The sequence below is a fragment of the Bartonella sp. B30(2025) genome (assembly GCF_053793825.1).
In genome coordinates this window covers 797,029-823,263 of record NZ_CP200034.1, presented here as the reverse complement: position 1 = coordinate 823,263, position 26,235 = coordinate 797,029, and the positions used below count along the sequence as shown (strand labels likewise).

13 protein-coding genes, 1 tRNA gene and 1 pseudogene are annotated in these 26,235 nt (G+C 33.3%); 9 read left to right on the top strand and 6 right to left on the bottom strand.

The window, feature by feature from the left end; all coding sequences use genetic code 11:
* The first annotated feature begins 120 nt into the window (after positions 1 to 120).
* The 4 genes from V4P55_RS03550 to ilvC all read left to right on the top strand — a co-directional run bounded on the left by V4P55_RS03550 (position 121) and on the right by ilvC (position 6,011).
* On the top strand, positions 121 to 1,920 hold the full coding sequence (locus V4P55_RS03550) for an acetolactate synthase 3 large subunit (protein WP_455475029.1): 1,800 nt from the start codon (positions 121 to 123) through the stop codon (positions 1,918 to 1,920).
* Positions 1,921 to 2,331: 411 nt separating this feature from the next.
* Positions 2,332 to 3,453, top strand: coding sequence for an ATP-dependent DNA helicase (locus tag V4P55_RS03545; protein ID WP_455475028.1), 1,122 nt, complete (start codon positions 2,332 to 2,334; stop codon positions 3,451 to 3,453).
* A 70-nt stretch (positions 3,454 to 3,523) separates the two neighbouring features.
* Positions 3,524 to 4,255, top strand: coding sequence for a pyridoxine 5'-phosphate synthase (locus tag V4P55_RS03540; protein WP_455475027.1), 732 nt, complete (start codon positions 3,524 to 3,526; stop codon positions 4,253 to 4,255).
* A 736-nt stretch (positions 4,256 to 4,991) separates the two neighbouring features.
* Positions 4,992 to 6,011 (top strand): ketol-acid reductoisomerase, encoded by a 1,020-nt coding sequence (gene ilvC, locus V4P55_RS03535; RefSeq protein ID WP_455475026.1) that lies wholly within the window; start codon positions 4,992 to 4,994, stop codon positions 6,009 to 6,011.
* 90 nt (positions 6,012 to 6,101) lie between these two features.
* Here ilvC and V4P55_RS03530 read toward each other — a convergent pair whose 3' ends face one another.
* The 3 genes from V4P55_RS03530 to V4P55_RS03520 form a co-directional block, all read right to left on the bottom strand.
* Positions 6,102 to 7,502 (bottom strand): amino acid permease, encoded by a 1,401-nt coding sequence (locus V4P55_RS03530; RefSeq protein WP_455475025.1) that lies wholly within the window; start codon positions 7,500 to 7,502, stop codon positions 6,102 to 6,104.
* A gap of 1,255 nt (positions 7,503 to 8,757) precedes the next feature.
* Complete coding sequence (locus V4P55_RS03525) at positions 8,758 to 10,140, bottom strand: AAA family ATPase (RefSeq protein ID WP_455475024.1); 1,383 nt, start codon at positions 10,138 to 10,140, stop codon at positions 8,758 to 8,760.
* A 1,558-nt stretch (positions 10,141 to 11,698) separates the two neighbouring features.
* A tRNA-Lys gene (locus V4P55_RS03520) sits at positions 11,699 to 11,774 on the bottom strand.
* 475 nt (positions 11,775 to 12,249) lie between these two features.
* Between V4P55_RS03520 and V4P55_RS03515 the strand changes: the two genes are divergently transcribed.
* Positions 12,250 to 13,830 (top strand): TerC family protein, encoded by a 1,581-nt coding sequence (locus tag V4P55_RS03515; protein WP_455475122.1) that lies wholly within the window; start codon positions 12,250 to 12,252, stop codon positions 13,828 to 13,830.
* Between the two features lie 554 nt (positions 13,831 to 14,384).
* Here V4P55_RS03515 and V4P55_RS03510 read toward each other — a convergent pair.
* The 3 genes from V4P55_RS03510 to secD form a co-directional block, all read right to left on the bottom strand.
* A complete protein-coding gene (locus tag V4P55_RS03510; RefSeq protein ID WP_455475023.1) occupies positions 14,385 to 15,335 on the bottom strand; it encodes a lysylphosphatidylglycerol synthase transmembrane domain-containing protein in 951 nt (316 codons plus the stop codon).
* A 27-nt stretch (positions 15,336 to 15,362) separates the two neighbouring features.
* Positions 15,363 to 17,117, bottom strand: coding sequence for a YbaL family putative K(+) efflux transporter (ybaL, locus tag V4P55_RS03505; RefSeq protein ID WP_455475022.1), 1,755 nt, complete (start codon positions 17,115 to 17,117; stop codon positions 15,363 to 15,365).
* Between the two features lie 109 nt (positions 17,118 to 17,226).
* Positions 17,227 to 19,734: a protein translocase subunit SecD gene (gene secD, locus V4P55_RS03500; protein WP_455475021.1), complete on the bottom strand. Its 2,508-nt coding sequence runs from the start codon at positions 19,732 to 19,734 to the stop codon at positions 17,227 to 17,229.
* Between the two features lie 541 nt (positions 19,735 to 20,275).
* On the opposite strand from secD, the pseudogene V4P55_RS03495 reads away from it, so the two are divergent.
* The 4 genes and pseudogenes from V4P55_RS03495 to V4P55_RS03480 all read left to right on the top strand — a co-directional run bounded on the left by V4P55_RS03495 (position 20,276) and on the right by V4P55_RS03480 (position 25,978).
* Positions 20,276 to 22,647 (top strand): annotated as a pseudogene (locus V4P55_RS03495) (mechanosensitive ion channel domain-containing protein).
* Positions 22,641 to 22,913, top strand: a complete 273-nt coding sequence (locus V4P55_RS03490) for a hypothetical protein (RefSeq protein WP_455475020.1) — start codon at positions 22,641 to 22,643, stop codon at positions 22,911 to 22,913. The pseudogene V4P55_RS03495 and the gene V4P55_RS03490 overlap by 7 nt, the downstream one beginning before the upstream one ends.
* 779 nt (positions 22,914 to 23,692) lie before the next feature.
* On the top strand, positions 23,693 to 24,499 hold the full coding sequence (locus V4P55_RS03485) for an outer membrane protein (RefSeq protein ID WP_455475019.1): 807 nt from the start codon (positions 23,693 to 23,695) through the stop codon (positions 24,497 to 24,499).
* 534 nt (positions 24,500 to 25,033) lie between these two features.
* Entirely contained in the window at positions 25,034 to 25,978 is a 945-nt protein-coding gene (locus V4P55_RS03480; protein ID WP_455475018.1) for a porin, read from the top strand.
* The last annotated feature ends 257 nt before the right edge of the window (positions 25,979 to 26,235 follow it).

Genomic DNA, 26,235 nt, shown 5'->3' with positions numbered 1-26,235 from the left:
ATATCTTATAGTGTATGCTATATTTTAATAGGGGGATAATTACACAATATATATATTTGCGTGTAATAGGCTCTTTAAAGAGCCTTTTTTGTTATGCTATCAAATAGATGAGTGGGAAAAATGATAGATCATCCAAAAACAAAAGAAAGTGCAGACGGAAAAGCAATGTTAGGAGCTGAAATGGTTGTTCAAGCTCTTATTGATCAAGGGATTACACATATTTTTGGGTATCCTGGTGGGGCTGTACTTCCTATTTTTGATGCTCTTTATCAACAGGATGTACTTCAGCATATTTTAGTGCGTCATGAACAAGCCGCGGGACATGCCGCTGAAGGCTATGCACGCAGCACAGGAAAAGTAGGTGTTATGCTTGTAACTTCTGGCCCAGGTGCAACAAACGCTGTAACACCTCTGCAAGATGCGTTAATGGATTCTATACCTATTGTTTGTTTTTCGGGTCAGGTGCCGACAACTGTGATTGGGACAAATGCTTTTCAAGAAGCTGATACAATTGGTATTACAAAGTCCTGCACCAAACATAATTGTTTTGTTAAAGATGTAAATGACCTTGCAGCGGTTATTCATGAAGCCTTTTATATTGCTCAATCAGGACGTCCAGGTCCCGTTCTGATTGATATTCCTAAAGATGTTCAATTTGCTTCAGGTATTTATAGAGCACCCCAAACGCCAACATCTGTGCATTCTTATCCTAAACCAAAAGAGGATACTGGAGCTATTGAAGCTGCTGTTTCTCTTTTGGCAGAAGCAAAGCGTCCTGTTATTTATTCTGGTGGTGGTGTTATTTCGTCTGGTTTGGAAGCTGTACGATTTTTGCGTGAGTTTGTTACATTAGGAAATTTTCCAATTACTTCAACATTAATGGGGCTTGGTGCATATCCAGCCTCTGGTAAAAATTGGCTTGGAATGCTGGGGATGCACGGAACTTATGAAGCTAATATGACAATGCATCATTGTGATGTTATGTTAGCTGTTGGTGCACGTTTTGATGATCGTATCACGGGGAGGCTTGATGCGTTTGCACCTCATGCTCGCATTATTCACATTGATATTGACCCTTCTTCTATTAATAAAATAGTAAAAGCAGAAGTTCCTATTGTTGGTGATGTGGGTTACGTTTTAAAAGATATTATACGACATTGGCATCAATCTCATGCTGTACCAAAAAGAGAAGGTTGTGATGCGTGGTGGGATCAAATTAATCGCTGGAGAAATCGCAACTCATTAGCATATGCTGAAAAAAAAGATGTTATTATGCCGCAATATGCTTTGGAACGGCTTTATGCACTCACTAAAGATATGCATGCTTATATCACAACTGATGTTGGACAGCATCAAATGTGGGCTGCACAATATTATCATTTTAATGAGCCAAATCATTGGATGACTTCTGGGGGACTTGGAACTATGGGATATGGTTTCCCTGCTGCCGTTGGTGTGCAAATCGCGCATCCTGATGCGCTCGTTGTATGTATTTCCGGTGATGCTTCGATACAGATGAATATTCAAGAACTTGCTACTGCGGTTCAGTATAATGCTCCTGTCAAAATTTTTATTTTAAATAATCAGTATATGGGTATGGTTCGTCAGTGGCAACAATTATTGCATGGCAATCGTCTTTCTCATTCTTATGTGGAAGCAATGCCAGATTTTGTAAAATTGGCGGAAGCTTATGGAGCAATTGGTATACATTGTTCTCAAGTAGATGAACTTGATAGTAAAATAAAGCAAATGATTGATTGTGATAAGCCAGTTCTCTTCGATTGTCGTGTTCATAATTTAGAAAACTGTTTTCCAATGATCCCATCTGGGTGTGCGCATAATGATATGTTGTTGCCTGATGAAGCTAGCGATGAAGCTGTTGCGAACGCTATCCCTACTGAAGGACAAATTTTTGTATAAGACATTTGCAGCGATGATGATAATGACAACGATATGGGATATGGGGGTTCAATTTTCCTTTTTATTATTTTGTTGTTTTTAAGATATTGGAATAAAGATTGATATTAAGCTGTGTGAATGAGATTCCGTAGTTAATTTGTGCTTTTCATATTTAGCTACGGAAGAGTGTGTTTTGTTCAAACAAAAGTAGGATTTATCTAAGTAGCGGATATAAAGTTTGTACAGATTCAAATTTTACATTCCAAAAGTATTTTATACAAAATCGTGAATATGGCGATTTATGTTTATATGCTAAGAGTGCCTGACTATCAGTATGTCCAGAATTTTTGAAGAAAAACATAGCTTTTTTCTGATTGTTGCTTTGTTTTCAAAACACTTGCTCTTTTTATGCGAATCTTATTTTGATAAACTATGCAGTTGTCACCAGAACAAGATAGGGCATTGAAAGCTGTTGCTGCTTGGTTAAAAGATGGACATTCTCCCATTTTTCGTCTTTTTGGCTATGCAGGAACGGGAAAAACAACACTTGCTCGCTATTTTGCGGAAACAGTTGATGGTTCAGTTCAATTTGCTGCATTTACGGGTAAAGCAGCACAGGTTTTACGCTCTAAGGGTGCAAGTAATGCTTGCACTATCCACTCTTTGATTTATTGTCCGCGTGGTGAGGAAGAAGTTGCTGATGAGGTTACGGGGAAAAAGTCTATTGCGCCAACATTTGCGTTGAATAGAAGGAGCGCAGCTGCACAGGCTAAACTCATTATTGTCGATGAGTGTTCAATGGTGGATGAACAATTAGCACGTGATTTAATGAGTTTTCGGACACCAATTCTTGTTCTTGGGGATCCAGAACAATTGCCTCCTATATCAGGAGGAGGTTTTTTTTCTAATGGTGAGCCAGATTTTTTGCTTTCAGAAATTCACCGACAAGCACGCGACAATCCGATTATTCGTTTAGCTATGGATGTGCGTGAAGGGCGTGATATTGCCTATGGCGATTATGGGAAAGCGCGTGTTATCACCCGCAAAGAAGTATATCAAAAATTGGTTTTGGATGCTGATCAAATTTTGGTTGGGATTAATAGGACGCGCCACCTTTATAATAAGCGTTTGCGTGAGCTAAAGGGATTTATGGCAGATTATCCACAAGCTGGAGATAAACTTGTTTGTCTACGTAATGATCCTGCTAAAGGGTTGTTGAATGGCTCTTTATGGAAAGTTATGACTTCACAAAAGGAAACTGTTAAGCCAGGTATTAGTCTTCTCGTGATGTCAGAAGAGAATGAGCGAAGAGTAACAAAGATTAAGCTTTTAAAAGCAGTATTTGAGAGTCCCGATAATGAAGTTTCATGGCAATTAAAAAAGAGATATGATGATTTTGATTATGGGTATGCATTAACTGTCCATAAAGCACAAGGATCTCAATGGGATAATGTGGTTTTATTTGACGAAAGTTTTGCATTTCGTGATATGTATACGCGTTGGCTTTATACTGGAATCACACGTGCGGCAGAGTGTTTGACGATTGTTCGATAAAGCAAATATTTTATTATCAGGAATTGCTTTTTTTCTGCCTTTAGAATTATGTATGATAATGGGAGTGGACATGGCAGTAAAACTTTCAGTTAATCTCAATGCTGTAGCTGTTTTGCGTAATCGGCGGAATCTTCCTTGGCCAGATATCAAAAACATTGGTTATATAGCACTTGCTGCTGGAGCAGCAGGTTTAACAGTCCATCCGCGACCAGATGAGCGGCATATTCGTTTTTCTGATTTGCCAGACATATACAGTTTGATTAACAGTACGTTTCCCACCGCAGAGTTTAATATTGAAGGTTATCCAACTGATAAATTTTTGAATTTAGCAGAAAAATATGCTGACCAAATTACTCTTGTTCCTGATGATCCAACGCAATCAACCTCTGACCATGGTTGGGACTTTGCTCATAATGCTGAGTTTTTAGCGCCTATTATTCAACGCTTAAAAGAAAAAAAAATTCGCGTGTCTCTTTTTGCAGATCCTATTGCAGATAATCTTGATATTGCAAAAGCAATTGGTGCTGATCGCGTAGAATTTTATACTGGACCTTATGGTGGAGCGTTTAAAGATAAAGCAATGCAGGATAAAGAATTGGATAAGTTAATTTTAGCAGCAAAAAAAGCTAAAGAGCTGCAATTAGGGATCAATGCAGGTCATGATTTAACGATTACTAATCTTGCAGATTTTGTTAATCATATTCCGTGGCTTGATGAAGTTTCTATTGGTCATGGGCTTATTGCTGATGCGTTAGAATATGGAATGCATACGACTGTAAAACGTTTCCTTCAGTTATTATAATGAGTTTGCTTTTTCTTAAACTTTGTAAATGTCATTTGATAACGTTATAACAGCTTGAGTAAGAGAATTATCATATATGTTTTATAAATAATATCTCTGTCTTAAGGATGATGTGTTGATTGAAAGTTTTTTTGCTGACCTCGTTTGTGAGCTTTTGTGTGATTACTGTCATTGTGAGAACGCTTAATTCTTTTTATGTAATCTTTTACTTTTAAATGAAGACGAAAAAGCCGAATTTTGAGAGTGTTGTTTTATTAAAAAACTGTGAAACAATCTGCGTAAATAATGTTTTTGTTGCAGGATATATGAAATTGATTTTTTATATTTTTGTATGAAAACGCGAAATTACAGTGTTTATTTTTATAATTTTCTTTGCTATCTTTTTGAACCTTGTTCATGTTCAATTGTGCATTAAGCGTTTTAGTTTTTTAAGAGCTCAATTGCTAATTATGCAAAACGAAGAGTAAAATTTTTAAATATATATTTTTTATCAGTACTGTTTTGTATAATGCGTTGTTTTTTTTAATTGCAGCTAAAATTTACTTTTTTTTCAAAAATTGGGGGGAGTATAGTTTTTTAACGAAAAATGCAAATTTAAAAAATTATTTAATTCCCATGTTATTATAAAAAGTAATTGTGTTACTCATTATGCGCAAGTCTATAAGGGAAAATTTTTGCTTTTATTCAGTAAAAATATTTAAAATTTATCTTAAATGCAAATGTAAGGAAGTATTTTATGCATGTTTATTATGATTGTGATGCAGACGTTAACTTAATTAAAGAAAAAAAAGTGGCAATTGTTGGTTATGGTTCTCAGGGGCGTGCGCATGCTTTAAACTTAAAAGATTCCGGTGTAAAAAATGTGCGAATTGCTCTGCGCTCAGAGTCAAAAACAGCTAAAAAAGTTGCTGCAGATGGTTTTGAAGTTGTTAGCGTTGCTGAAGCAGCAAAATGGGCGGATCTTATTATGATGGCTACACCTGATGAGTTACAGGCTGATATTTATAAAGAGCATATTCATGATCATTTGCGCGAGGGAGCAGCGATTGCTTTTGCACATGGTTTAAGCATTCATTTCGGTTTAATTGAAGCGAAGAAAACTGTTGATGTTGTGATGATTGCTCCTAAAGGTCCAGGACATATTGTGCGTAATGAATATCAATATGGCGGTGGTGTTCCTTGTTTAATTGCTGTTGCACAAAATGCGTCAGGGCATGCTCACAACACAGCACTGTCTTATGCATGTGCCATTGGTGGTGGGCGTGCTGGTGTTATTGAAACTACCTTTAAAGAGGAATGTGAAACAGATCTTTTCGGTGAACAAGCTGTTCTTTGTGGTGGACTTGTTGAGCTTATTCGCGCAGGCTTTGAGACATTGACGGAAGCAGGTTATGCGCCAGAAATGGCTTATTTTGAGTGTTTACATGAAGTTAAAATGGTTGTTGATCTCATTTATGAGGGTGGTATTGCAAACATGAATTATTCTATTTCCAATACGGCTGAATGGGGCGAATATGTATCTGGTCCACGCGTGATCACTGATAAAACTAAAGCAGAAATGAAGCGTGTTTTAAAAGATATTCAAACGGGTAAATTCACATCAAATTGGATACAAGAATACAAGGCTGGCGCTGCCAATTTTAAAACCATGCGACGCATAAATGACAGCCACCCCATTGAAGTGGTTGGTGAAAAGCTTCGTGCAATGATGCCTTGGATTAAGTCTAACGCTTTGGTTAATAAAGAACGCAACTAAATTTTAATGAAAGTTATATACAAAAGTATAGTCATTACTTTATAAAAAAAAGGGGCAGAAAACTGCCCTTTTTGTTTATTTGTATAAGATTTATTTTTGTTTTTCGAAAAAGTTTCTTTTTCCAAATATAAAATATATGATCCCTAAAAAAATAAACCATAATGGGGTGTATTTTAATGCTATTAAAGTATCAGGCTCTAACGTCAACAAAAAGATAATGAAAGCAAAGAAGGCTAAAATAATCCAACACATAATAGTGCCTCCTGGCATTTTGTAGATAGATGCAGCATGTTGCATAGGACGATTGCGACGATAAGTGATATAGCTAATCAAAATTATAGACCATACAAATATGAATAAGATTGCTGCAATGGTGGTCACAACCGTAAAAGCATATATGATGTTTGGAGACAACGATGAAATCGTATATCCTAATAAAATGCATAAGCAAGAAAAGATAAGTGCATTGGCTGGAACATGGTTTTTGGAAAGTTTTGCAAAAATACTAGGAGCACCTTGTTTAGTTGCAAGCCCATATACCATGCGGCTGGTAGAAAAAATGCCACTATTAGCAGAAGATGCGGCTGATGTAAGGACAACAAAATTGACCAAGCTAGCAGCTATAGGGACGCCAGCAAGCCAAAACATAGCAACAAATGGGCTTTTATCTGGACTAATCTGTTCCCAAGGTGTAACTGACATAATTACAACAAGAGAAAGTAGATAAAATAGCATAATACGAATAGGGATCGCGTTAATTACTTTTGGTAAAATTATTTTAGGCTCTTTGACTTCAGCAGCAGCCGTTCCAGCCAATTCTACACCAACAAAAGCAAAGATGGCAATTTGAAATCCAGCAAAGAAACCTGTGATCCCTCGAGGAAAGATATCTCCATTGTTCCAAATATGTTTTAAAGAAGCAACATTTCCATTTGGAGAGACAAAACCGGTAAGGATCATAGAAAATCCAACAACGATTAATGCCAAAATTGCTATGATTTTAATAAGACCAAACCAAAATTCGAGTTCACCAAATAGTTTTACAGCTAAAAGATTAAACATTAAAAAGAAAATAATAGCAATGAAAACAATAAGCCACGGGCTAAATGAAGGCCACCAAAATTGTGTATAGTTTGTAATGGCAATAACCTCTGCAGTTCCAGTTACAATCCAACATAACCAATAAGTCCAGCCAATACAAAAACCTATTCCTGGACCTAGTATGTCAGCGGAGAAATCAATAAAAGATCGATATTGCATATTAGAGAGTAATAATTCTCCCATAGCGCGCATAACAAAATAGAGGGCGCTGCCTATAATAGCATAGACTAATAAAATTGAAGGGCCAGCAACATGAATTGTTTTTCCTGACCCCATAAAAAGACCTGTTCCTATAGCACCACTGAGAGCTATAAGTTGTACATGACGAGTTTCCAATCCGCGATGCAATTTTTTACGATGATTTTTATCTAAATTTTGTTTATAATCCATTTTGGGGAAATTCCCTTTATTCTTTTAAGACAAAATTATGCTAAAAAATGTCATTCTATATATGAATGCAGAAATAAGAGTAGGTTGCAAAGAAGAAAAACATTTTTAGTGACTCTCATAATTTCAAGCAAGTTATGCTAGAAAACGTTGGAAAGCAATAGTAAGATTATTTATTTCAGTGGCTGTAAGAGCTTTTGTTTGTTCATTAATGCTTAGGCAGTTTTGTTTTATAAGATTGTGTATTACTTACTGTATGTATTAGAGAGAAATGTAATCTAAAAATGAAAAAAATTGAAAAGAGGATATAGTTTTTACGCAAAAAAATATGTTATAATTTTGTTTATTTTATCTCTTAATAATGAATATAAACGGATGCTTAACCTTTATTTTGTAGTACGTTAATTCATTAAGAGTTTGATTCCTTAATTAATGATTTTGTGAAAATATTATATATGAATTTTGTATTAAGATCATTAACCTAAGGCAGAAATTATAACGGTTTGTCATGAGTACAATGATAATCACTTAAAAGTTTCATTTTATCAGTAAACTATTTAATAGTTCACATGAAAATAATTAAGTGTCTTGCTATTTGAAAAACATAATTTCAAATGTAAAATAAAAGGATGGTAATATCATTTTTTTTATATGAGATTGATGATTACAAATCTTTTTTAGATGTGTAAAGCTGAAAAACTTAGTTTTAAAGAAGCTATCAATTACATTTTGTGTAAAAATATTTATCAAAATATCATTTAATTACAATATATTATAAATGAATTATTATATATTGAATGAAGTTTAACTGTAAGTGTTTATTATAATAAACTCCATTTAAATCTTTTTTGTCAGGCATTTCTGCATATACAAGAAGATTGGTATGCTTGAGCAATAAACCCACAAAAATATGCAACTAAAATAAGTAAGCAGCATATATGCCGAGCAATTCAATGATGAACACTTTTATACCAACCTTATAAACTTTCTTAAATAATCAATCTACATGAATTCTATATGTTCTTGAAAGTTTATTATTACAGTCTGAAAATCGGACTAAAAATTGAATAAAAGAATAGTCATTTTCAAAAAACTATTTCAAAAAAGACAAAATCTAAGACTTTAACAATATTAATGATTAGCTTACCTTAGCACAGAAAAAAACTGTAATGGACTGATCTTAACGAAAAAGACGACAGACACATCACTATTTCATTAAATGCAGAGAAATAATCAACTTTATAAAAGAGAACTTTTATTATAAAAATAATTTAAAGAAGGCAATAATTTTAGTAGTATATTCTATTCCATCACTCGTTTCTTTTAGAAAATTTAAAACTTGGTCTTTGTGTTTAAGACAATTTATCCATTCTGCTTGAAGAACAGGACAAACAGATTTTTTATTCTCTTCTGTTAACGTATCTAAATCAGATAATTTTTCACAAACAATTCTAGGGAGAGTGTTGCTCTTTATCTCATTGCGTACAGAAAATACGTTTTCATGGGCTTCTTCATTAATAAGGTAAGGAGAATGAGTTGAATAAATCACCTTATTTTTACTTGATTTTAATAAATTTTTTAAAGAGCTCAGAACTTTTTTTTGTGAATCAATATGTAAATGACTTGCTGGTTCATCTAAAAGAAAAACGATCCCATTTTTATTTTTATTCGACTTTGCACGAATTTCAGTAAGAAGTTTAAAACAAAAAAACCAGCGAAATCCTTTGCTTTTTTCATGTAAAGAAAAATATCTATTATTGGATAAAATATGCAATTGGAAATCCATAGCCCAGTTATTGTTATTATTGACTCTTTCTAAAGAATAAAAATCAAATTGCTTTTCATTTCCATTGATATCTGACCAATTTTCTCCAATGACCGAATTTAAATAAGAATTAATAGCGCTTAAATTTTGACGAACAGCATCTTCATCGGTGTAATCAACGATGCTTTTTTGAAAATCAATGTTACAATCTAAATTGTCATAAGAGTCATTATGGTTATTTTTATAATAACACCCTATAAAAATATCATTGATAATTGCTTGCCATTGGCGGTTTTTTTCTGATTTCAGAAATTCGTCATCTTGAATAGTAAGACCAGAACTATCGGTAAAAGTACTTTTCAAAAATCTGATTTTATCTGGAACTTCACAAATAAAGTCACCATGATAGATAATTTCAGGTATAGATTCTTTTATCCATTCCAGAATTTCATTTTCTTCTTGTACTTTTCTTCCATTGATTAATATGGAATGATCGTAGCATTTACTATTACTAAAATGATAAACAAACGATACTTTGAATATTTCATTATTGTCTGAAGCGTTTGCTTTAGAACTATTTTGTTTTTTTATCTGTGTTTTTTCTTCGTCTTCTCCATAAGCAAGATATGCTGTTAAAATAGTATCCTTATTAAAATAAGGCGCTTTAGGACGTATAGAAGTAATAGAATTCTCGTTTAATTTCTCTCCAGAGCAAAGGCGATAGATTAAACGAATACCTTCAAGAATTGTTGTTTTTCCCGCTTCATTATCTCCGATAATAACGAAAGGAAAAGATGGATTTCCATCTGTCATATCTATTTTTACAGGATCTGAAATTCCTCTAAAGTTTTCAAACTCAAATGCAGTAAATTGCATATTTATAAAATTCCCAATATATATTGTTAAATTTGTTTTGATTTTTATAATCACTATCATTCTAAAGCAAGTTGTTTTCAATTTTTTGATTTATTTTTTTACTTTTTGAATAAAAAGTTGTGAATAAATGAATGGGTATTTTTGAATGTAATTAAATTAATTAAAATTATAAAAATGATTTAAATATAGGCGGATATTTTATTTTTTATAATTATGAAACAAGATACAGTAGAGGCTGTTTTTAGGAATAAACAGAGCAAAAAATATACTGTAATTAAGGGAATAACAAAAAATAAAGAGAGAGTTATTTTTTATTGGATGACATTGCAGTAATATAATTATTATGAAATTATGTCATTAGAAAATATTTTAGAATTGTACAAAAGAAAATTGTTCAATAGTTTTCTTTTGTATATTAAATTTTGATTTATTATATATGTTGGCAACGTATAGCAATTTATGTACGAGTGGCTATATTATAAATATTTTTGCAAAGAAGACATAAAAATGAATTTGATATTCTGTTTCTTAGCGTGCGGTTTTTTGCAAATGTTAATAAAAATAGTTCTGATTTTTACCTTTAGATTACCTCACTGAGTATCAAAGATGATTATGAAAAGTTTATTTGAATGAAAGTATGATAGAGAAATTTCATGTTTCTTGCGTAATTTAAGCAAAGAAGAAGTTTTTTAATAAAGGAAAGATTTTGTTTTTCCTTAAATGACGTTTCAAAGATTCGAAAAGTTTCAGCCAATTTAATAGAAAAGATTATTACATTTTATGTCATTGCTTTATCAAATGATATAACCGTAACTTAAGAAACGGATCATTAAAAATTACACTTGTGTAAAAGAGAATTTTTTATGTACATGAGTAGCTTATAACAATTTTTGAAAGTCCTTTTGAGATAAAGATTAATACAAAAGTTAATGACAATTTATAATCGAGAAGATGACAAATAACCTCAAAAATGCCATGTGTTTATCTTTATGAGATTATATTTTAAATTTTTGATCCAGTTTATGCAGGCGAACAGGATTTCATACGTTGCAGAATATTAATTGTAAATTGCAGGATTCAGGATACAATGTTTGCGAGTGTATGATGTTACCTTAAATTGTTTGGAAATATCACCTTGATCTAGATAAAATTTTTAAGTCCGCAATACTTCTTTTGGTTTGTGGAGGATCTTCTATATTAAAACAGAAGAATGACTTCATAAAATGAGTGCTTTCTCGAATATATAGCTGTGACTACATTAAGATCAAACAGAGACATATATCTGTTTTTATAGAGAGTTGCCATTGATGTTAGTTTAAACGGAAAAAATAAATGGCGTGCACAAAATGATTGTAGAGATTGTAAATGAAAGCTTATGCTAAATATTTTTTTACCTTGATGGTTATCTTATTGCAGAAAAAAATACAGAAATACCATGAAGATAAAAAACAGCCTTAAAAGATCACTGAAAATCTTTTAAAAAAGAAATCAACGTAAAACCTATTATTTAAACAGATTTGTTTCTCTATAATAAAAAGACGATAAATTATAATCTCACTGGTGGGTGATGAGGGAATCGAACCCACGACCCGCTGATTAAGAGTCAGCTGCTCTACCGACTGAGCTAATCACCCACGATTTCTCAAAAGGCAAGAATGAGCGGTTCTATAACGTTCCTAAGAGAGGATGTCTAGATCGTTTTATAATTTTTTGTATAAAATAACACATATCCTACCTAAATTGGCTGTGTGGTTAAAAATGTAATACTCCCTCTTGATCTTATATAAAAATAGAACCATTATAGGAATCTCAATAAATAAATGTTCTGATTGTTATGCGGAATTCTAGTTGGAGGATTATCGAGCGTAATGCCCGAGCAAAATTCAGAGAAACCTTCTTGTCGTTGCAAGAGGTGTGGGTTGCTATTCTGTTTTATAAATTTTATAAATAGCACTGTATGTTCAAGCGATGCCGTGCGGTTTTTTGCTTTGAGATTCAAAATGTTTACATTAAATATGATTATAAATTCTACGAATGAAAGCTCATGAATTTATTTTATCAATTACGCGCATTGAAGCTTTTCAAAATCTTCTTAAAGGGTGAACTGTGATGGAGTGGATCGTTGATCCCTATGCGTGGTTTGGCTTGGTTACGTTAATTTTTCTAGAAATTGTTTTGGGAATAGATAACCTTGTCTTTATTGCAATTTTAGCGGAAAAATTACCAGTGCATTTGCGTGATCGTGCACGCTTAATAGGCTTAGCCTTAGCACTAGTTATGCGGCTCTTCCTGCTTACAGTTATTGGATGGGTTATGAATCTTGATACAATCATTTTTTCTATCTCATCTTTTGTATTTAGTTGGCATAGTATCATATTAATTTGTGGTGGGGCTTTTTTACTGGCAAAAGGAACATTAGAGTTGCACGAGAGATTAGAAGGTGCAGCAAACGAAAAAGAAATAGGTTTTACCTATGCTGTTTTTTGGCAGGTCATTATTCAAATTGTTGTACTTGATGCAGTGTTTTCCCTTGATAGCATTATTACTGCAACAGGTATGATTGTCAAAGAACAAGTAATGGTTATGTATATAGCTGTGATCATTGCTATGGGTGTGATGATGTACGGGTCTGGCGCATTGATGCGTTTTGTTAATCGCCATCCTACTATTGTAATTCTTTGTCTTGGCTTTTTGATGATGATAGGCTTTTCCTTGATTGTTGAAGGTTTTGGCTTTCATATTCCAAAGGGGTATTTATACGCGGCTATTGGTTTCTCTGTTCTCATCGAGGCTTTTAATCAAATAGGGCGTCATAATCGTGAAAAGATGATTACGACAAATGATTTACGCAATCGAACAGCTGATGCTGTTTTGAGACTTTTAGGGGGTGGAAAAAAAGACGGAAATCTTGGTGAGACTGTAGATGTTATTGCTGAACAAGCTGCTGCTTCAGAAATTTTTCGTCCAGAAGAAAAAGAAATGATTCGTGGTGTTCTTGATTTAGCTGATCGTCCTGTTCGTTCTATTATGTCGCCACGTAATGAAATTGAATGGTTAGACTTAAACGGCGATGAAAATGAAATGCGTGAAGAATTGCAACAAGTTAAACACAGTCGTTTAATTCTTGCCCGTGAAAAAGTGGATGAATTTGTTGGTGTTGCTTTAACAAAAGATCTTCTTTTGAATTTGGCTGAAGGAAAAAAGATCAATTGGAAAAAAGCTATGCGTGAACCACTTGTGGTGCATGAAAATACAAGTGTTTTACGATTGATGGAACAGTTGAGGCATTCTTCGATTCAGCTTGCAATTATCGTTGATGAGCATGGATCTTTTGAAGGCGTTGCAACACCTACGGATATTCTTGAAGCAATTGCGGGTGATTTTCCTGATGACGATGAAGAACCAGTAATAGCAGAGCAGCTTGAAGATGGAAGCTTTCTTGTTGAAGGATATGCTGACATTCGCCGTCTAAGTGGCTATCTTGAACGTAATCTTGTTGATGAAGCAGATCGTTATACTACTTTAGCTGGATTTATGCTTTGGCGTTTTGGTTACTTGCCAAATGAGGGCGAAAGTTTTGAGACGGATGGCTTATGTTTTAAGGTTGTTGAGATGGATCGCCGAAATATATCTAAAGTTCTTATTTCTCGACTTACTTATCCGGAAGACATGAATCATTTAGATAAGTAAAAAAGTAAGAAAATTTGTTATTAAGCTATAAGATCACTGTAGAAAGCATTGAAAACTTAAGAATCTTGGTTGTTTGTTATTTTGCTATTATTTTGCATATGTCCAAATATATGGTGCACTTTATGTGCGTAAACTAGTATTATTAATAAACAAAAGAAATCTTCATTTGTATAAGACAAAAGGGTTCTAAAAAATAGCGCATAATAATTTATGAAATGGCTATTAATTAAAAAAGGTGATTGTATTTGCACTCGTTGGTCATTTTTAAGGCATGCACATTTTGCAAAAATTTTTTCTTTTTTATTAACTGCATAGGGAAGGTTAATGCAAAGAATTTCAAAAAAAATTAAAACATCTGTATATTTTTTATATATTTAGATTTAACAAATTTTATATTAAAGCAATTATAAATAATTAAAAAATGGAATGCTACATTAAAGAAATACAATCAAATGTTCATTGCCACTACGTTGATTTTTGGTGAAGAAGTAAACTTTACACAGATACTCTTATTTATACACGCGCAAAAAGGAAGAAAGTGAATCTTTCTTTATTTAAAGTGGTGTTTGGTGTGTTCGTTTCCAATATTGTCGAAATTCAAAAATTGCTACAACGAATAAAGAGATAATGAATGGTATAATCAAGTAAAGCATTCTAAATACAATGAGCGCGACGATAACATCAGTTGGGTTTATATTGGGCATACCTGTTATAAAAAGAGCTTCAAGAACGCCAACGCCTCCTGCTGGAGCATTAGAAAGAAGGGTAACAGTGAAGGAAGCAAGAAAAACGCCAAGCACACAAATAAAAGAAACATCAGCATTATGAGGAAGTACAGCATATATAATTCCTGCGGCTCCTAAAAGCTCTAAGGGGCTAATGAGAAGCTGTTGGATGACTATTTTTATCCGTGGGTAAGAAAGTTGAATTTTTTTCCCCAAGCGTAAAGGTTTTAATTGAAGCCAGCTGCCAAAACTATAAAGAGCTACAAAGCTGAGTAAAATTGTACCGATCATTGTCCCAAGCCATGCAGGAAGATTATGATAAATAATAGTGATAATTTTGGGTTGCAAGATCAAAACAATACCGGAAAGTAAGATTGTACCTATTACGAAAGTAAAAGAGCAGAAACCGACCAATATTGCAATTTCTGTGCCACTTAATCCTTTTGTTTTATAGGCACGATAACGCACGACAGCACCAGAAAGAACTGAAGCGCCAATATTATGAGAAAGTGCGTAAGTAGTAAACGAACATATAGCGATAAAAAACCAAGAAATCTTATGACCTAGATGCTGTAAAGCAATTCGATCATATCCGGCAAGCGCAGCATAGGCAACAAGAGAGCACAAAATGGCTAATAGCCAGTTCTGTCCACTTACATTGCTTAAGCGATCTAATACATCATTAAACGAAATGGCAGACAGTTTTATATAAAGAATGCGGATAGACACTAGCATTGCTAAAATACCGATCAGTGGCCATATAAAATGCTTTATTTTCATGCTTTTCTATCCGCTTTTGTTTTCTATTTATGTTTTTTGTAAATTGGGTTCGTCATCGTTTTTACTAAGTAAAGGTCGCTGTTCAGTTATATATCCAATAATACCGTTTGCGATTTCTTCATCATCTGTTACTACAATGTTCGCTCCCAAATCAATGAGATATGCTATGTCAGAATCAGACGATGCATGGGTAACTATTGGAATATTTTTTTCAGTAGTACGTATATTTCTTATGCATTGTCCTATTTCAATGGTATTATGCATTGTAATAACTATTTTTTGTGCGTTATTCACATTTGCTGCATCCATTATTTCTTGTTCAACGATATTTCCACAAATTGCTTCAATACCATCTGCAATTGCTTTATCAGAAAGACGTTTTGATTCTTCTACTACAACGACAAGTTTTCCTTTGTCCATTAAAGATGATGCGACGTATTTACCAACACGACCATAACCAATAATTACAATATGGTTAGTTTTTGATGTCGTTGGCACAAATTCTTGGTCAGAATGATTTGAATCAATATCAATGATCGTTTGTATGTTTTCCGAATTGGCAGGCAGATTTTCTAGGTATTGTTTAAGTCTATCAGAAACAAGAAAAACAAGAGGATTAAGCAAAATAGATAGAATCGCCCCTCCAAGAATTAATTCATGAGCGTTATTGTTTAAGAGTCCAAAACTTGAACTTAATCCTGCAAGAATGAAAGAAAATTCTCCAATTTGAGCAAGGCTGGCAGAAATGGTTAAAGCTGTTTTATTAGAATAGTGAAATGCTTTAACGATGAAAAAAGTAACAACAGATTTTCCTAATACGATAATTAACAGCGTTGCCAAGAGCGGAAAGAAATTTGTTAGTATTTTTCCTGGATCAAACAACATTCCCACAGAAACAAAAAAGAGAACAGAAAATGCATCCCGCAGCGGTAAAGATTCTTCCGCAGCGCGATGACTTAATTCTGATTCACTCATAATCATACCTGCAAAAAAAGCGCCAAGAGAAAGAGAAACCCCAAACAAATGTGCTGCCCCAAAAGCTACTCCTAGTGAAATAGCAAAAACACTAAGACGAAATAATTCACGTGATCCTGATTGTGCACTTACTTTTAGTAACCACGGAATAACACGTCGTCCAATGATCAGCATGAGAGCGATAAATATAATAACTTTTAGGATTGTGAGTACAAAAATTCCTTTAATATCTAAGTTTAACCATTGAACAAGAGGATCAATAGCTTCTTTTGGGTTGTTTCCAAAGATATTTGCTAATGATGGGATAAGAACAAGTATGAGGACCATGGCTAAATCCTCAATAATCAACCAACCAACAGCAATGCGTCCTTTTTCTGTTTCCATAAGATGGCGTTCTTGTAAAGCACGCAGTAAAATAACGGTACTTGCTGTTGATAGGGCCAGACCAAAGACTAAGCTACTGCTAAGCTCCCATCCCATGATCAGACCAAAAAGAAAACCTAAAAAAGTAGAAAATGCCATCTGTGCAATAGCTGCAGGAACAGCGATAGCTTTAACAGATAAAAGGTCTTTTAATGAAAAATGCAATCCAACACCAAACATAAGCAAAATTATACCAATTTCAGCAAGTTGGTTAATAATAATAGAATCTACTCTAATTCCACCTGTATTGGGGCCCACAATAACACCAGCTAATAAGTATCCCACGAGCGGTGAGATATGCAAACGATTAGCGATCATTCCCAAAAAAAATGCTAAACCTAAACCTGCAACGATAGTTGTAATAAGTGGCGTATCATGGAGCATGTTCTTTATGACTCTTTTCAAAAAATGAACTGGTTTAAATGAGCATTAATCCATATTCTAAATAGAGCACAACATACCATATGGATTAACGCGGTATTATCTTCATTCTTTATTTAATGCTTATACGACGATTTCGTTCATTCCACCAATTCCCAAGTATTAATAAAATAGGAGCAGCAATAAAGATGGAAGACGATGTCGCAATAATAATTCCCGCAACCATGGGGAATGCAAAATTATGAACAGCACTTCCACCCCATATTGCCATAGGCAACATAGCTAGGACTGTAGTGGTTGATGTAAAGAGGCAACGTATAAGAACTTGATTAATTGAGAGATCTATCAGTTCACGTAACGACATTTTTTTATAAAGACGCATATTTTCACGCATTCGATCATAAACAACAACTTTATCGTTTATAGAATAACCAACTATTGTTAAAAGGGCAGCAATAGCAGTTAGATTGAAATCAAGTTGAAATAAACTAAAGAAACCAACCATTTTTGTGGTATCTAAGATGAGTGTCACAATTGCTCCAACAGCAAAAAACCATTCGAAGCGGAACCATATATAAAGCGACATGGCAACTGCTGCTAGAATAACAGCAATAAATGCGGCTGAGGCAAGTTCGCCTGAAATTTTAGGACCAACAACTTCTATTTGATCAAATGTGGCATTCGGATAGATATTTTTTACAGCTGTTTTGACTTTTTCAATGGCGTTAGTTTGTTGTGCTTCACTACCATTTTGTTTTTGAACACGAATCATAATTGTATTTGGGTTATCAACATTTTGCAGTGTTACTTCACCTATATTGAGAGTAGCAAATTCTGAACGCAGCGTTGCTAAGTCTACTGGTGTTTTTGTGCTAACAATCATTTGGCTACCACCAACAAAATCAATTCCATAGTTTAAGCCAGGTTTAAAAAACAGAAAGATTGAAGCAAGCGATAAGATTATTGATAGACCGATTCCTATGAAGCGTGCTTTCATAAAATGAAAAGTTGTATTTCGTGAAATAACATTCAAAACAGAATGAAAATGTAAAGTTTTAATTTTCCATTTACGAACTGCCCAAATCATAATGAGGCGCACAATGGTGATATTCGTGAACATGGAGATGATAATACCAAGCAGCATTGTTACAGCAAAACCGCGAACGGGACCAGTACCAAACCAAAAAAGTAAAACAGTTGCAATAATTGCCGTCACATTTGCGTCAATAATAGTTGAAAAAGCGTGTTTAAATCCGCGATCTAAAGCAGCAAAAGCGCTGATCCCTTTTTGACTTTCTTCGCGGATACGCTCATTAATTAAAATATTAGCGTCAACAGAGATACCAATACCTAAAATAATACCAGCAATACCCGGTAATGTGAGTGTGGCATCTAGAAGACTGAGTGCGGCAAATGTTAAAACAGTGTGTAATGCCAGTGCTATATTCGCAATGGTACCCCAAACTCCATATAGAAGAAACATGAAAATTGTAACAAGAATAAATCCGATAACGCCTGTATAAAGTCCCATTTGGATGGCATCAGCACCAAGATTTGGACCTACGGTTTTTTCTTCAATTACAGTAAGCGGTGCTGGTAAGGCACCAGCGCGTAGAAGAGCAGCTAAAGTTGATGCTTCTTTTGTATCAAAATCCCCTGTAATTTGTCCTTGTCCATTAGGAATAACACTGTTAATCACTGGAGCAGTTAAAACTTTGTTGTCAAGAACGATTGCGAAGGGGCGGTTAATATTTTTTCGTGTTATATCGGCAAATACTTTTGCACCAGCGGAATTCAGAGTAAATGAGATGATAGGACGTCCTGGAATTTGTGGGTCAAAGCCTGCTCGAGAATCCTTAAGCACATTTCCATCTAAAGCGATTTGATCATAAATTGCATAAAGTTGTGTTTCATCAGTATATCCAGGAAGAATTGAAACGCCGATAGGTGGGTTATTAATATCGACATTAGAGGGCACAAGATGAAAGGTCATTTTAGCTGTTGTTCCCAAAAGATCACGCAGCTGCTTTGGGTTTTGTAAACCTGGCAATTGAACCATAATACGAGCAGTTCCTACCTTTTGAATGGCAGGTTCAGCGACACCAATTTGATCTATTCTGCGCCGAATAATCTCTAAACTTTGTTCAATAGCATTGTTAATACGATCTTTGATGCTTGATTCTGTTGGCACTACACGAATAATTTCATTTTGTGCATTAATAATAATATCATTGGTTGTAGTTCCAAAGCTGCTATATATGGGAGTTATCAATGTTTTTAAAGCAGAGATAGCTTTTTCATTTTGTGTTGGATCAGAAAGAATAGCAACCACGCTATCTTCTACGATACGGACACTAGACGTGCGAATTTTTTTCTCTCTTAATGTATTACGTACATTGTCCAAAAGTGTATGTAATTGGTCACGCTTCAATGTTTGAGTATCTATCTCAAGTAAGAGTGAAGAACCTCCTTGAAGATCAAGACCAAGTGTTACACGGGTGTTAGGTAAAAAATTTGAATTTTGAACCTGTTCTTGCGAAAATAAATTCGGTAAAGCAACATATATGCTGCCTAAAATAATAAAACAATAAAGGGCAGTTAGCCAACTAGGTGTACGCATGATATATTCCGCTAATATACAATCCAAAAATTATTAAAGTTAAAGACAGAAACAATATGAGAGACGGTGTTATAGTTTAAAAAATAGTAGGAGGAGCACGTTTACTCAAAAAATATTGCGTTTGAAAATCACTGATAAGCAAAATGTATTCTGTATGAAAGATTATAAAATTTTTTTTTACAAATGTTGTAACATTTAACAGCTTATGTTCAATTTCTAAGTCAATTCTATTGGGTTTAATTATATGGCTGATATGTGATTGCTTTGTTGAATAAGTTCGCGCTTCTAAATTATCCATCAATGACATACCAAAGCTGGATAAAAGAAACCAGATCATAAAAGAGAGAAAATTTTCTTTTTTGCAATATAGACGCAAAAAAAACATGCTCAAGTGCCTTTTATCCTATTATTTTTCATTTTACTTCTTATCAGCATTATAAGGTGAGGGAAAGCGTTTATAAGATTAATTGCAAAAGTTGAAAATATTTTATTCATTCATATTTAAAGGGAGTGGTTGATCGCATTTATATTTAAGGCAGATATGTATTTATTTTTTAAAAAAAATTACGCATTTTTTTTTTCATTTTTGGGATAATTGTTGTCTTTGGCTCTTGTGCATGGGGGAATTCTGTATCACAAAATACGGAAATTAAACAGTCCGTTACTGTGCATTCAATTGATGAAATTATTCAAAAACAACAGCTCATTATTAAAGCTCTTAAACAAGATACAGAAACTTTAAAAGAAGATTTTAAAAATAAATCAGAAGATGAAGATTCTTTGGCAAAATTGCGGTTACGAGCGAAAGAAATTAGTCAACGTTCTATAGAAGCAGCATTTGCTTTGCGGGCACCTCTCAATGATATTAATGCACTTCTTATGCAGTTGACAGAGCCTAGTGATGATTCCAAAAATTTAAAAATTCAAAGTGAGGAACGTAAGAATCTTATAAGTCAAAAAGCTGCGATTAATAATGCAGTGATGCGATTTGAAGAGTCCTTTTTAGCTGCAAATAGAATAGCTGGACTTGCTATTTCTCAATCTCGGGAACTTTTTAAACGTCAACTTACGCACAGATTTGAATTTTCGATAGAGACAATCAAGTATTTTGTCGAAAAAACTAAAGAAGCTCTTTCTGAATTTACTTTGCTGTTCAGTTTGTGGTGGAAATTTGTATTTTATTTAAAGCCTCTACAATTATTTCTTTCTTTGGTGATTCTATTTTTTGCTGCTCTTACCTTTTCTTATTTTAATCGTAAAGCTTTTGCACATATATACTGGCGTATTACCAAGGGAAATGAAGAAATATCTTATTTACAGCGTTTATTAGTTGCTTTTATTTCCGTACTTCTGCCTTCTCTTATATGTGTTATTTGCGTTTATCTTGCGTTTTTTTTGTTTCACAGTTTTGGTTTGGATCGAGAAAAATTAACAACAATCTTCCATACGGTTGGACATCAAATTATTTTAGTTTTTTTGATAAATCGTTTAGCTGTTGCTCTTTTATCACCAAAGATATTACATGTGCGTCTTCTAAATATTGCGCCGTCAACAGCAAATCAATTGGTGATTTTGGTTACTATTTTAGGTGGAATTTTAGCGTTTGATGCTATTTTTGATAGTATCTATCAAGTGGTCTCCACTTCTCTTTCTCTGACAATTTTTAAAAGTTTCATTGCTGTTTTTCTTGTAGCAGTATTGCTACTTATAATTTCAGTTATACCTTTACGATTTAAACGTGGATTTCCAGGTGAAAAAAAAGAACCGTTATTTTGGCCATTTTATATACGCGTTCCCATTTTTATTTTGGGATTATTCCTTATTGTAGTAGATTTTTTGGGTTATATTGGCTTAGCACGTTTTATTATGCAACAAATCGTGATCGATAGTGCATTTTTGGTTTTAATGTATTTGGGAATAAAAAGTGCTAAAGCTATTGGATCCAAGGGACAATTTGGGAAAACAAGTGTTGGCTATGCTTTAAGGCAATGGCTGCATTTAGAAAATAAAACAATGGACCAATTAGGAATTGTGAGCAGCGTTTTTCTCAATTTTGTCGTTGTCATTTTTTGTGCTCTGCCGCTTCTCATGCAGTTTGGATTTTCGTATTCTGATTTAAAAGCTATATTCTGGCAGTTGATGACCGGTTTTCAAATTGGAAATGTCTCTATTTCTTTAATTTCTATCGTTACAGGAATCTTTTCGTTTGCGGTTTGTTTTTTCTTTATCCGAAGATTAATCGGGTGGGTGGATGATGCGGTGTTGGTACGTGGAGAATTTGATTCTGGGGTACGTAATTCCATAAAAACTGTCATCAGTTACGGTGGTGTGGTTATATCTGCTTTGGTAGGATTATCAATGGCAGGTTTGGATCTCAAAAACTTTGCACTTATTGCTGGTGGGCTTTCGCTTGGTATAGGCTTTGGTTTGCAAAATATTGTTCAAAATTTTGTATCTGGACTTATCATTTTGATTGGAAGACCATTTAAATTAGGTGATTATATAGAATCTGGATCAGTAGGTGGAACTGTTAAACGTATCAGTGTACGTGCAACAGAGCTTGAGACATCTCAACGTAAGACTATTATTATTCCTAATTCAAGTCTTATCAATAATAATGTAATTAATTGGACTCGCTCTAGTAAAGTAGGTCGAATTGATATTCCATTTTCTGTTTCATCTTATATTGTTCCTGAGTTTGTTATTAAAATTTTGTTAGAGACGGCTTCTGCTACAGAGGGGATTTTAAAAAATCCTGCACCGCGCGTGAATTTCACTGCATTTGATAGTAAAAAACTTTCATTTACTTTGGTTCTTTATGTGCCAGATATTACCTCTACTTCTACGGTAGCTAATGATCTTCGCCTGGTATTATATAAACGTTTTGCTAAAGAAGGGATATTAGAATGCTAAAATATATATATGTTTTTATTGCTATTATGTTGTTGGATATTTTGTCTATGATGGCTTTTGCCGCAACTGTAAAAAATACTGATCCAGAGACGCAATCTCTTATCGTTGTTGAAGGAAGTACAATTTCAAATATTTCTTTAAATAGCAATCAAGTTACTACAGTTTGTATGAATGGTTGTTTTATTACTTTTCCAAATAAAGACCATTTTGCGATAAAGGCAGACGATAATATAGAAATCAATGATGGTAGAGTATTTTTTAAATAAAATAGTTTAGAATATTTATTTAAAAGAGCAGCATTTTATGTCTGTCAATTCATAATAGCACAATTGAAGAGCTGTTCATGGAATATATGATATTTTAGCAAAATTAACATTAAGTCGTGAAACATATGTGACTTTATTGAAAGTATTAAAAAATATATGTTTTCAGTGTCGTAACATTTAAACCTTTTTATAACCTAATACCAAAAGGTATTTTTGATATTAAATGTACTATAGTTATTTAGTAGGCACCTTTGTAAATGGAATGATTTATGTGTATTACTTATGACATGAAGCTTTCTATTCTAGTTTAATCGTATTTGTTACGACAGAAAGTCTTAAAATATGAGTGCAATGGATCTTGATAAAAACTAAGACATTGTGCTTGTATTCATTTATCTTTCCATAAAGTGTTTTTAACAATATTCATCAATATCAATTTGATCAAAACATACCAGCGTTATATTTTAGATAGAATTTTATAAAGTGGACTGTAAAGTCGTCTGTTTATTCTGCGTTTTTTTGCGGTAATTTGGATAAAAATGTATCATAATCTAACATTTTCAGAAAACGTGATAAACTTTATGGATAAAGTTTCAACTTTTTAGGCAACGTCTGATTATTAGTACCTTAGAAATGACAAAACTATTTGAAATATCAAACTTTGATATATTTACACTAAAGAGATGTGTATGCGATTTTGCAGTATAGTGTTTTGCAGCATTTTGTATAATATTTCTATTTTAAAAAAAACAATAGCGTTAGCATTGAGGTATAGTTTTATGAATATTAAATATTTAATGACAGTATCCATTTTTGCTTTTATTCCGTTATTTTCTGCACGGGCAGCAGATATAGTGGCTACTAGTCAGCCAAAGCAGATGGTTACGCCAATTATTACTTCTCCAGCTTTTTCTTGGACAGGTTTTTATTTAGGGGGACAAATTGGTGGATTTTCGAGTAAAATTTCTGCAATGAGTTATAATCTTGATTCCACTATATTACCTGTCGCGCTTGCCGAGCAACACAAAAAGGAAAAATGGATTTCTGTTGATAAAAAAGATTTACCTGAGCTTTCTGGTTTTATAGGTGGAATCTATGCAGGTGTTAATGTTGATTTTGGTACGGATTTTATCGTTGGTGTTGATACGGATATTCTTTTGTCTGAACGCAAAGATACAAAAACTATCAAGTTAATAGACGGTTCATTAGACGATGGTGAGCATTTAACTTTTAGTCATACTTTAAAGCAAAAATGGACTGGAGCTACGCGGGTGCGTGTAGGATATTCTGCTGATTGTATTATGCCTTATATCGCTGGGGGAGTTGCTTATGGAAATTTCCAGAATGTTTTATCGGCATTGTCTGTAGAAAGAAAAGAAGAAGAAGTAACTTCCATTAAATTAGATGATACAAAGATGATGATTGGTTATACTCTTGGTGCGGGTGTTGATTTTGCAGTGACAAATAATGTTATTTTGCGTGCAGAGTATCGCTATTCAGATTTTGGAAAAAAGAAGTTTAACGATATTGTTGAGCTTGATTATAAAACGAATGATTTTCGTGTTGGTGTAGCTTATAAATTTTAATGATTAGGAATTATGTTTCTAAAAGGTTCCATCTATGATGGAGCCTTTATTTTTTTCTATGATGCTTCTTTTATAGAGAAAATTATTATTGATAATTTAAAATTTTATTTTCATGATTCGTGATGTTTATTTTTATACATTTTCAATCTATGATAAATCTTAAATTATGAATATCTGAATTTTATAAAGAGTAATAATATACAATGTTATTATTTTTTAAATGTATCTATAAAATATTTAATGCATATATTTGTTATCATATTGCATAAAATAAAAATGTGAACTGACTTAATTATTAGTTTTATAAAATGAAGTTTTGATCTTATTTTTCAATAAAATACTATAATTTTTGTGTATAAAATATCATTTTGTCAAGTATTTATGGTTAATAAAAGTTTAAAAGTGATTAAAAACTGTTTGCTAATATTAAATTTTAATATATCATAAAATACATATGCAGTTTTGCAGCATAAAATTTTACAGCGTTTTGTATAATATTTTATATGTTTAAACAATAGCTTGAGGTATAATTTTATGAGTAGAAAAGAATATTTAATAATAGCGTCCGCTTTTGCTTTTATTTCAACTTCTGTAGCACAAGCAGCAGATATAATAGTTCCTTATAAATCAAAAAATACTGTTTCATCAGTTATTATTTCTCCAGCTTTTTCTTGGACAGGTTTTTATTTAGGGGGACAAATTGGCGGTTTTTCAGGTAGACTTTCTGCGATTGGTCGTGATGTAGACGATCCTTTCTTATTTGATGTAAATGATCAGGATACAAAATGGTTTCAAATTGAGAAGAAAAATTTGCCTGAACTGTCTGGTTTTATAGGCGGTGTTTATGCTGGAGCTAATGTTGACATTGGGCAGGGTTTTATTTTGGGGTTTGATACAGATGTCCTTTTATCTGAGAAAAAGGGGACACAGAATGTCGCCGTTCCTCAAAAGCGTCTTGATCACAGATCTATATTTGATCAGGATAGTAGTGAGAAGGGAACTAAAATTGATGATTTAGCAAAACGAATGCTAAGGCAATCATTAAAGGGTGAGACAAGCACAGATTCTTATAATGGTGTAGAAAGTTTTAAAGAGACTCCTAGAAAAAAAAAGGGAGAAAAGCCTTTAATTTTTAGCCATACTGTAAAACAAAAATGGGTTGGTGCTACACGGGTGCGTATTGGTTATTCTTCTGGTTGTTTGATGTCTTATATTTCGGGGGGGATTGCTTATGGGCATTTCCAAAATATTATATCAGCATCGTTGAATGAGACAGATGAAGTTGGCAATAAATTAGACGATACAAAAGCAATGGCTGGTTATACTCTTGGTGCGGGTGTTGATTTTGCAGTGACAAATAATATTATTTTGCGTGCAGAGTATCGCTATTCAGATTTTGGAAAAAAGAAGTTTAGCGATATTGTTGAGCTTGATTATAAAATGAATGATTTTCGTGTTGGTATAGCTTATAAATTTTAATCATTAGAGAATCACGTCGCTAAAAGGTTCCATCTTATTATGGAGCCTTTACTTTGGAGGCTGTAAACACTTTTTTTTGTAATAAAAACGTTATTGCTTTTTGTTATAATTAAAGTGCGAGAAGCAGTTACGGAAGTTTTTAATTTTATAAATGAAATTATAAATCAAAAATTCTTTTCATTATTTGCATAATCAAGATATCAGCTCAAAAAGGGGTGTGATTCGAAAGCAGTCATCATAAAATTTTTACTTTGTGG

What these genes read in the sequence shown, in the direction of transcription:
- V4P55_RS03485 (WP_455475019.1), top strand. Translation starts at nt 23,693, where the DNA reads ATGAATATTAAATATTTAATGACAGTATCCATTTTTGCTTTTATTCCG.
- secD (WP_455475021.1), bottom strand. Translation starts at nt 19,734, where the DNA reads ATGCGTACACCTAGTTGGCTAACTGCCCTTTATTGTTTTATTATTTTA.
- V4P55_RS03510 (WP_455475023.1), bottom strand. Translation starts at nt 15,335, where the DNA reads ATGAAAATAAAGCATTTTATATGGCCACTGATCGGTATTTTAGCAATG.
- ybaL (WP_455475022.1), bottom strand. Translation starts at nt 17,117, where the DNA reads ATGCTCCATGATACGCCACTTATTACAACTATCGTTGCAGGTTTAGGT.
- ilvC (WP_455475026.1), top strand. Translation starts at nt 4,992, where the DNA reads ATGCATGTTTATTATGATTGTGATGCAGACGTTAACTTAATTAAAGAA.
- V4P55_RS03515 (WP_455475122.1), top strand. Translation starts at nt 12,250, where the DNA reads ATGGAGTGGATCGTTGATCCCTATGCGTGGTTTGGCTTGGTTACGTTA.
- V4P55_RS03525 (WP_455475024.1), bottom strand. Translation starts at nt 10,140, where the DNA reads ATGCAATTTACTGCATTTGAGTTTGAAAACTTTAGAGGAATTTCAGAT.
- V4P55_RS03550 (WP_455475029.1), top strand. Translation starts at nt 121, where the DNA reads ATGATAGATCATCCAAAAACAAAAGAAAGTGCAGACGGAAAAGCAATG.
- V4P55_RS03490 (WP_455475020.1), top strand. Translation starts at nt 22,641, where the DNA reads ATGCTAAAATATATATATGTTTTTATTGCTATTATGTTGTTGGATATT.
- V4P55_RS03545 (WP_455475028.1), top strand. Translation starts at nt 2,332, where the DNA reads ATGCAGTTGTCACCAGAACAAGATAGGGCATTGAAAGCTGTTGCTGCT.
- V4P55_RS03480 (WP_455475018.1), top strand. Translation starts at nt 25,034, where the DNA reads ATGAGTAGAAAAGAATATTTAATAATAGCGTCCGCTTTTGCTTTTATT.
- V4P55_RS03530 (WP_455475025.1), bottom strand. Translation starts at nt 7,502, where the DNA reads ATGGATTATAAACAAAATTTAGATAAAAATCATCGTAAAAAATTGCAT.
- V4P55_RS03540 (WP_455475027.1), top strand. Translation starts at nt 3,524, where the DNA reads ATGGCAGTAAAACTTTCAGTTAATCTCAATGCTGTAGCTGTTTTGCGT.